Origin of the sequence: Collinsella aerofaciens, from assembly GCF_040920445.1 — a bacterium.
Classification (GTDB): Bacteria; Actinomycetota; Coriobacteriia; order Coriobacteriales; family Coriobacteriaceae; genus Collinsella; species Collinsella aerofaciens_BH.
Genome location: NZ_JBCOTQ010000069.1, coordinates 1 through 8,860 on the forward strand (window position 1 = coordinate 1; position 8,860 = coordinate 8,860).

Below are 8,860 nucleotides of genomic sequence, written 5' to 3' on the forward strand. Positions count from 1 at the left end.
GATGAGGGCCATCCGTACCTGACGGTTGCCGATACGGGTATCGGCATCGCGCCCGAGGAGCAGGGCAAGGTGTTCGAGCGCTTCTATCGCGTGGACAAGAGCCGCTCCAAGGCACGTGGCGGAACAGGCTTGGGTCTGGCCATCGTTAAGCATGCCGCCGTGTATCACCATGCTTCGCTCGACCTATCGAGTGAGCTGGGTGTGGGGACTACCATCACGGTGACGTTTCCCGTACAGCAGGACGAATCATTTGCGTAGCAATGCAGCAAACGTGTTGTTTTGACGCCGCACCGGGGTTGCCGATGCGGCGTTATTATTGCGCAACATTGCCGTATGTGCTGTATCTTATGTATAGAGTTCGGACTTGGCAGAAAGATGCGATATGATACGAGCAGTTTTGTCGATATGAACTAGGGAAATGAAAGGCAAGCTGCATGACCCTTCTCGAACTGTTCCAGCTGCTTAAAAAGCACCTCAAGCTGGTCATCGCCCTTCCGGTGATTTGCGCGGTCGCCATGGGCATCGTGTCCTTCACCATGATGGACAACACCTACACCGCGACGACGAGCATGTACATTCTCGCCAAGACCGACGATAGCGGTCAGATGAGCTACAACGATCTCTCGGCGAGTCAGATGCTTTCCAACGATATCGCCACGCTGCTGGATAGCGATAGCGTTAAGAGCGGCGCAGCCAATGAACTGGGCCTCACCGATCTGGATGACTACAAGGTGTCTGTTTCCTCCGAGACCACCACGCGTGTCATTACGCTTTCGGTTACCGGCACCGATGCCAAGGAGACGGCTAAGGTCGCAAAGGCCATGGCCAGCTCGGTGAGTACGGTCGCTCAGAACGTCGGCGCTGCCCAGAGCATCAACGTTATCGACGAGGCTAAGACCCCCGAAGCCCCCAGCGGCCCCAAGCGCACGCTGTATATTGCCGTCGCGTTCCTCGCCGGTATCTTTATCGCAGTCGCCTATGTCGTTTTGGCAGACATGCTCAATACCCGCATCCGCGGTGCCGAAGAGGCAGAAGAGCTCCTGGGCATTCCCGTTGTTGGCCGAATTCCGGCTATGAAAGGTGGTAAATAGGCATGGCTAAGGCAAAGAACACCGACAAGCTCGTTGTACAGAATGCCGCCAAGACCCTTCTGGCCAACATCCGCTTTGCGAGCGTGGACGACCCCATCCGCACCATCACCATTACCTCCTCGATTCCCAACGAGGGCAAGTCTACGGTTTCCATTAACCTTGCTCAGGCAATCGCCACGAGCGGCAAGTCCGTGCTTCTGGTCGAGGCCGATATGCGCCGCAGGTCCCTTTCCGATATGCTCGGCGTTCGTTCGCGCGGCGGACTCTATGCGGTCCTTTCCGAGCAGATCTCCATTGACCAGGCAATTGTCGAGACGGGTCAGAAGAACTTCTACTTCCTCGATGCCGAGCCGCATATTCCCAATCCTGCCGACATCATCGTCTCTCACCGCTTTGCCAAGCTGGTAAAGGCGCTGTCCGCCAAGTTCCAGTACGTCATCTTTGATGCTCCCCCGGTCGGCACCTTCATCGATGCTGCCGAGATTGCCAGCCTGACCGACGGCACGCTGTTCGTGGTGCGTGAGGATTTCACCAAGCGCGAGGAGGCGCTCAACGCCATCGGTCAGCTTAAAAAGTCCGAGAAGGTCAAGCTCATCGGTACCGTTATGAACTACTGCGAGACCGAGACCAGCGAGTACTACTACTCCTACTACACCAAGGACGGTAAGAAGGTGAAGAAGGGCTCCGACGATCAGGGGACTTCCAAAAAGGGCATCTTCACCAACCGAGCAAACGTTTAGTTGATTAAGGCTGACCTATGCGTGACATTCATTGCCATATCTTGCCGGGTGTAGACGACGGCGCCGCCGATCTCGATGAGAGCTTGGCGATGCTCGAGGCTGCCAAGCGGGCTGGTGTAACCAGAATTGTTTGCACTCCTCACTGCCGTGATCCCTATTTTGATTACGACAAGATGTGGGATGCCTTTGAGCTGCTGCGCGATAACGCTGACGGTTTTCCGCTCCAGATGGGTTTCGAGGTCAACCATCGAAAGCTCGTTGAGCTTGGTATCGATGCCGCGGAGCACTTGCATTTCGATGGGACCAACGAGTTTCTGCTCGAGCTTTCGACGCATGCCGATGCGTATGCGTTTAGAGAGTACGAGAACACGATTTACGATTTGCAGTGCCGTGGCTACCAGGTGATCATCGCTCATCCTGAGCGCTATCGTGCGGTTCAAAAGGATGTAAGCGTGGCGGAGCGCCTGGTCGATATGGGCTGCAAGCTGCAGGCTTCGGCGGACTTTATTGCCGGCGGTCGCTTTGGTCGCGAGAAAAAGCCGGCACAGCGCCTGTTCGATCAGAACCTGTACAGCTTCATCGCGAGCGATGCCCATAACGTGGGTCATTACGATTGCCTGGCGAAGGCTCGCGCGAAGTTTAGCGTGCGCGGAGCTCATTTTCGCTAAAATCTGTCCCTAACGTTCGCATTGAATGAAAGGGCAGCCATGGATATCCAACTTAAGACGGGATGCTTTGATGACGCGGCGTTGGTGCGCCGCGTCATTTTTATGGACGAGCAGGGCTACGAGAATGAGTTCGACGCTATCGACGAGGATCCGAACTGCATTCATGTGACGCTCTATGTAGACGGCGAGCTTGCCGGTTGCTCGCGCGTGTTTCCCGAAGAGCTTGAGCGCGCGGCTGACGCAGAGGCTCCGGTGTCGCCGGCGTGCGACTTGGACGAAGGTGTCGCGGCGGGGGAGACCTACATTATGGGGCGCGTGGCCGTGCTGCCGAGCATGCGCCGTCGCGGTTTGGCGAGCAAGATTGTCGAGGCCAGTGATACGTGCGCGCGTGATGCCGGCGCCAAGCTCATTAAGCTGCATGCTCAGGAATACGTGCTGCCGCTCTATGCCAAGGCGGGCTACACGCAGATTGCCCCGGTGGACTACGAAGACGAGGGCCAGCCTCATGCCTGGATGGCCAAGCGCGTAGATGGCAGATAGGAACGTTCCTTTCCTGCCGGCAGTTTGGGACACTCCTTGGCAATTGGCGCATCAGAGCGCTCGGACATACAGTTTTTCGATTCCGTATGTATATATGCGCGTTAATGGGTTATAAAATCTAAGTCTGAACATAGCAGGTCTGCGATGCGGCTCGGGCGACCGAGCCGTTTTTGCGGACAGGGGTAGCGCGAAAGGACTGCACATGCGTCAATTTAAGACCGAGAGCAAAAAACTGCTCGACCTCATGATCAACTCCATCTACACCAATAAAGAAATCTTCCTGCGCGAGCTTATCTCTAACGCGAGCGACGCCGTCGACAAGCTCAACTTTAAGAGCCTGCAGGACCCGAGCGTCAAGATCGACCAGGGCGACCTGGCCATTCGCGTCTCCTTTGATAAAGACGCCCGCACCATTACCATCTCGGATAACGGCATTGGCATGACCGCCGAGGAGCTGGAGCGCAATCTGGGCACCATCGCCCATTCCGGCTCCGAGGAGTTTAAGACCGAGAACGCCGAGCAGCAGGGCTCCGATGTCGACATCATCGGTCAGTTTGGCGTGGGCTTCTACTCGGCTTTTATGGTCGCCAGCCATGTGAAGGTCGTCAGCCGCGCCTACGGCGAGGATGTCGCCCATGTGTGGGAATCCGACGGTCTTGAGGGCTACACCATCGAGGACGGCGAGCGCGCCGAGCACGGTACCGATGTCATCCTGACGCTGCGCGAGAACGAGAAGCTCGATGCCGACGGCGAGGCCGAGACCTACGATCGCTTCCTGACCGAGTGGGGTCTCAAGAGCCTGATTCAGCAGTACAGTAACTATGTGCGTTACCCGATCCAGATGATGGTGTCCAAGAGCCGCCAGAAACCCAAGCCCGAGGACGCCGGCGACGATTACAAGCCCGAGTACGAGGACTACCAGGAGCTCGAGACCGTCAATTCCATGACACCGATCTGGAAGAAGCACAGCTCCGATGTCGAGCAGAAGGACTACGACGAGTTCTACAAGTCCACGTTCCACGACTTTGACGATCCTGCGCGCACCATCAGCTTCCACGCCGAGGGCACGCTCGAGTATGACGCCCTGCTGTTTGTGCCGGGACGCGCGCCGTTCGATCTGTACAGCAAGGACTACGAGAAGGGTCTGGCGCTCTACAGCTCCAACGTCCTGATCATGGAGAAGTGCGACGACCTGCTGCCCGACTACTACAACTTTGTCCGCGGCGTCGTGGATTCCGCCGACGTGTCGCTCAACATCTCGCGTGAGACGCTGCAGCAGAACCGTCAGCTCAAGGCCATCGCCAAGCGTGTGGAAAAGAAGATCACCGCCGACCTTGAGGATATGCGTGACAACGACCGCGAGGCCTACGAGAAGTTCTTTGAGAACTTTGGCCGCGGTCTTAAGTACGGCATCTACTCGAGCTATGGCATGAAGGCCGATGAGCTCGCCGATCTGTTGCTGTTCTGGTCTGCCAAGGAACAGAAGATGATTACCCTGGCCGAGTATGCCAAGGGCATGCCCGAGGATCAGAAGGCCATCTACTACGCCGCCGGCGACTCGCGTGAGCGCTTGGCCAAGATGCCCGTGGTAAAGGGCGTGCTCGACCGCGGCTATGACGTGCTGCTGCTGACGCAGGACGTGGATGAGTTCACCTTCCAGGCTATGCGTGAGTACGTTGCCGCCGATATGCCCAAGATCTACGAGGACGATGCCGCCCGCGAGGCTGCCGAAAAGGCCGTGGCCGATGGTGCCGAGCCCGAGGTTGAGGATCGTCACCTGGAGCTCAAGAACGTCGCAACCGGTGATCTTGACCTGGCGACCGAGGACGAGAAAAAGGAGGCCGAGGACGCCACCAAGGAGAACGAGGACCTCTTTAACGCCATGAAGGAGGCACTCGGCGACAAGGTCGAGAAGGTTGCCGTCTCTGCGCGCCTGACCGATGCTCCCGCGTGCATCACCACCGAGGGCCCGCTTTCGCTCGAGATGGAGAAGGTGCTCCAGAAGGGTCCCGAGGGCGCGCCCGACGGTATGCCCAAGAGCCAGCGCGTGCTCGAGCTCAACGCCAAGCACCCGGTCTTTTCCAAGCTCGTCGCCGCTCAGAAGGCGGGCGACGCCGACAAGATCAAGCAGTACTCCGGTTTGCTCTATGACCAGGCCCTGCTGGTCGAGGGCATTCTGCCCGAGGACCCCGTTGCCTTCGCAGCAGCTGTTTGCAACTTGATGTAGTTAGGTATTTACGCGGTTTTACCAAACCGCGTAACGGCTCGACGCTGCCCTCAGGTCCGCCGTTCTAACGAACGGCGGACCAGTCGACGCTGCGCGGGCGCCAGAGCGACAACTTGTCATTCAAAGAGGACGGCATGACCAGAAGGTCTATGCCGTCCTCTTTTCATGCCAATTTGTTCGCTCTGGCGCCCGCTCGCTGGCATTGCCAAAACATCGACGTTGCCGTGGTCCTAAGTAGTCATTGGGGACGTTTTTGTTTGACTAGTCGTTTAAGAACGTCCCCGATGACTATTTGAATTGCTAATTTGTGCGGGTTGTGGTTTTGTGACCTGCTGAAATTTAGGATACTGTACATCTGTACGTTAACTCATCTTCGTAGTATATTGCTACCCGCAAAACTCAACACCATTGTGCTTTGAGACGTTAAAGCGCCTACTACAATGGTTGTCGATAGTACGATTCGATTTAACGACAGGATGGATGGTCCAAGCGTGAGTCTCGGCAGCAAACTATCCAATGCAAAGGTGTCCTTTGCGATATTTAAGCGCGACATTAAGCGACTGCTTGTGAACCCCGTCGCCCTGGTGGTTACCCTAGGCGTGTGCGTTATTCCCTCGCTGTATGCCTGGTATAACATCGTGGCAAACTGGGATCCGTATGGAAACACCCAAGGCATCAAGATTGCTATCGCCAACAACGATCGAGGCACCCAAAACGACTTGGTGGGTGAGCTCAACGCTGGCGACAAAGTGGTCGACCAGCTCAAGGAGAATCATCAGTTGGGCTGGACGTTCGTCGACTCGACGGCCGATGCCAAGGAGGGCGTCGAGAGCGGCGAGTACTATGCCGCTATCGTGATTCCCAAGAACTTCTCGGATAACCTGGTTTCGATGCTCGACGGCAACTACCATCAGCCCAAGCTCACGTACTACGTCAATGAGAAGAAGAGCGCCATTGCGCCCAAGGTTACCGATACCGGTGCAAACACCATCGAGGAGCAGATCAACTCGGAATTTGTCTCTACGGTAGGCAAGACTGTTGCCGGTATCGCCAAGGATGCTGGTGTCGATTTAAAGGACAAGGCAACCCAGACTCAGGACTCGCTGGCAAGTTCGGTGTCCGAGGCGTCCGACACCTTGGGCGAGGTGCGCGATTCGATTGGCGATATGAATGCTGCCATCGATAAGACGAGTGGCGCTATCGCCTCGGCTGATGCGGCACTTGCCGGCTTGCAAGGCCAGGCACCGTCGCTGACGCAGGCGATCTCCCAGGGCAACGACCTGCTGAGCGAAGCTCGCACCACGGCGGGCAACTCCATCACCTCGCTCTCCAAGGCGCTCTCGGAAGGCAGCCTTGCGCTCACCAAGACGTCGGCCTCTGCGAACGCTGCCATCGGCAAGCTGACGGGCGCGGTCACATCTACGACCACCCGTATCGACAACTCGCTCGAGTCTCTTCAAGCGACGATCGACCACAATAAGGCCGTTATCGGGCACTTGGAGATTCTCGCCAATGACACGTCGACAGGTTCCGAGGAAATTGACGCGCGCATTGTATCGACCATCGATTTGCTTCGAGAGCAGAATGAAAAGCTTCAGAGCATCAAGGACGGTCTGTCCGCGCAGTCGAGCGCCATGGCGAATGACGCAGCGGCTGTTTCGGGTGCCAGCGACGCTATCAATAACGCAATTCATACCGGTGCGACCAACCTTGGCCAAGCCCAGACGGACTTGGGCCAAAACGCGCTGCCGAAGGCCTCGAGCGCGCTCGACTCTTTTGCTGCCGTTTCGGGCGACCTGACCGGTATCGTCTCGGGTATGACACCTACACTTGCAAATGCGCGCGGCACGTTGGCGCAGCTTAGCGCTACGCTCGGCCAGGCCAAGACCACGCTGTCCCAGACCGATTCCTCGCTTGCCAAGGTCCAGGACAAGCTTGCAACCGCCGCCAATGACATCGCGGCGCTGCAGACCTCCGAGTCCATGGGCGAGCTGGCCGATCTGATGGGCGTCGATGTCAATGACGTGGCAGATTTCATGGCGTCTCCGGTTGAGTTGACGTCCAAGTCAATCTATCCGGTCAAGAGCTTTGGCTCGGGCATCGCTCCCTTCTACACCAATCTGGCGCTTTGGGTGGGCGGCTATGTGCTCATCGCCATTTACAAGCTCGAGGTCGACCGTGAAGGTGTTGGCAGCTTTACGGCGCGCCAAGGCTACTTTGGCCGCTGGTTGCTCATGGTGATCCTGGGCGCGTTGCAGGCCATCATCGTTACGGTAGGCGATCTGGTGATTGGCGTGCAGTGCGTCAGCCCGCTGCTGTTCGTGCTGGGCGGCATCGCCATTTCGTTCACCTACGTCAATATCATCTATGCGCTGTCCACCACGTTTAAGCATATCGGCAAGGCTATCGGCGTCATTCTCGTCATCGTGCAGATCCCGGGTTCGTCGGGCATGTACCCCATCGAGATGATGCCCGGCTTCTTCCAGTGGCTGCACCCGCTGCTGCCCTTTACCTACGGCATCAATCTGCTGCGCGAGACGGTCGGCGGCATGTATTCGTTCAACTACCTGTTTAACCTGTGCATTCTGGGCGTGTTCTTGATCGTGGCGCTCTTTATCGGCCTGCAGCTGCGTCCGCTGCTGCTCAACCTTAACCTGCTCTTTGATAAACAGCTCTCCACGACCGGTATGATGATTTGCGAGTCCAACGACCTGCCGCGCCAGCGCTACTCGCTGCGCACGGCCATGCGCGTCATGCTCGATTCCGATTCGTACCGTCGCGAACTGCTCGATCATGCGGTCGCCTTTGAACATCGCTACCCGTACTACATCAAGGGCGGTTTTGCCGCCGTGGTGGGCGTTCAGGTCCTGCTCTTTGTCCTGTCGACGGTTCTCGATATCGACAATAACGGCAAGATCATCCTGCTTGTCATTTGGATCATCTCGGTTATTGCCATCTGCGGCTGGCTTATCAATATCGAATATATCCGAGCGAGCCTCAATACCCAGATGCGCATCTCGGCGCTTTCGGATGAGGACCTGCGTCGCGAGATGCGCGAACACACGGCCGCCATTCCTGCCGCCCGCCACATGTTTGGCCTCAACGCCAGCGAGCGTGGTGCCAAGGGCGGCGATCAGTCCACGGGCCGCTTGCCGCATATCGGCTCGCACCATAAATCTCAGGGCAGCGACAGCACAGCCACAAATGATGGAGATACCACCGCGCTTGGCAAGCACTCCAAAGGAGGTGAGGCATAAATGAAGAACATCCTGCATCTGTTTAAGCGCGATGTCCAAAACGTGTCTCGCTCCGTGATCGGCTTGGTTGTCGTGATGGGCCTCATTATCGTACCGTGTCTGTACGCGTGGTTTAACATCGCCGGCAGCTGGGATCCGTACGGCAACACCGGCAATCTTAAGATCGCCGTGGTCAACACCGATGAGGGTTACGAGAGCGATTTGATCCCCGTCGAGGTTAACGTGGGCGAAAACGTGACCGCCACCCTACGCGGCAACGAGAGCTTCGATTGGGTTGTGCTCAACAATCGCGAAAAGGCTATCGAGGGCGTTAAGTCGGGCGCGTACTATGCTGCCG

7 protein-coding genes and 1 pseudogene are annotated in these 8,860 nt (G+C 57.2%); all 8 read left to right on the forward strand.

Annotation, left to right across the window (positions count from 1 at the left end):
• On the forward strand, nucleotides 1–258 hold a 258-nt coding region (locus AB5405_RS09010; RefSeq protein ID WP_368138252.1), incomplete at its 5' end, for a sensor histidine kinase.
• A 176-nt stretch (nucleotides 259–434) separates the two neighbouring features.
• The gene (locus AB5405_RS09015; protein WP_368138253.1) at nucleotides 435–1,091 is read left to right on the forward strand and encodes a YveK family protein; all 657 of its coding nucleotides are present in this window, start codon (nucleotides 435–437) and stop codon (nucleotides 1,089–1,091) included.
• A 2-nt stretch (nucleotides 1,092–1,093) separates the two neighbouring features.
• Nucleotides 1,094–1,831 carry a CpsD/CapB family tyrosine-protein kinase gene (locus AB5405_RS09020; protein WP_227790048.1) on the forward strand — a complete coding sequence of 246 codons (738 nt, stop codon included), beginning with the start codon at nucleotides 1,094–1,096 and terminating at the stop codon, nucleotides 1,829–1,831.
• Between the two features lie 17 nt (nucleotides 1,832–1,848).
• Entirely contained in the window at nucleotides 1,849–2,499 is a 651-nt protein-coding gene (locus AB5405_RS09025) for a tyrosine-protein phosphatase (RefSeq protein ID WP_022094060.1), read from the forward strand.
• A gap of 39 nt (nucleotides 2,500–2,538) precedes the next feature.
• Nucleotides 2,539–3,039, forward strand: a complete 501-nt coding sequence (locus tag AB5405_RS09030) for a GNAT family N-acetyltransferase (RefSeq protein ID WP_099432637.1) — start codon at nucleotides 2,539–2,541, stop codon at nucleotides 3,037–3,039.
• A gap of 202 nt (nucleotides 3,040–3,241) precedes the next feature.
• On the forward strand, nucleotides 3,242–5,266 hold the full coding sequence (htpG, locus tag AB5405_RS09035) for a molecular chaperone HtpG (RefSeq protein WP_195568354.1): 2,025 nt from the start codon (nucleotides 3,242–3,244) through the stop codon (nucleotides 5,264–5,266).
• 491 nt (nucleotides 5,267–5,757) lie between these two features.
• Nucleotides 5,758–8,523 carry a YhgE/Pip domain-containing protein gene (locus tag AB5405_RS09040; RefSeq protein ID WP_233540206.1) on the forward strand — a complete coding sequence of 922 codons (2,766 nt, stop codon included), beginning with the start codon at nucleotides 5,758–5,760 and terminating at the stop codon, nucleotides 8,521–8,523.
• A pseudogene (locus tag AB5405_RS09045) lies at nucleotides 8,524–8,860 on the forward strand (YhgE/Pip domain-containing protein); the annotation flags it as partial.

What these genes read in the sequence shown, in the direction of transcription:
- AB5405_RS09025 (WP_022094060.1), top strand. Translation starts at nt 1,849, where the DNA reads ATGCGTGACATTCATTGCCATATCTTGCCGGGTGTAGACGACGGCGCC.
- htpG (WP_195568354.1), top strand. Translation starts at nt 3,242, where the DNA reads ATGCGTCAATTTAAGACCGAGAGCAAAAAACTGCTCGACCTCATGATC.
- AB5405_RS09015 (WP_368138253.1), top strand. Translation starts at nt 435, where the DNA reads ATGACCCTTCTCGAACTGTTCCAGCTGCTTAAAAAGCACCTCAAGCTG.
- AB5405_RS09030 (WP_099432637.1), top strand. Translation starts at nt 2,539, where the DNA reads ATGGATATCCAACTTAAGACGGGATGCTTTGATGACGCGGCGTTGGTG.
- AB5405_RS09020 (WP_227790048.1), top strand. Translation starts at nt 1,094, where the DNA reads ATGGCTAAGGCAAAGAACACCGACAAGCTCGTTGTACAGAATGCCGCC.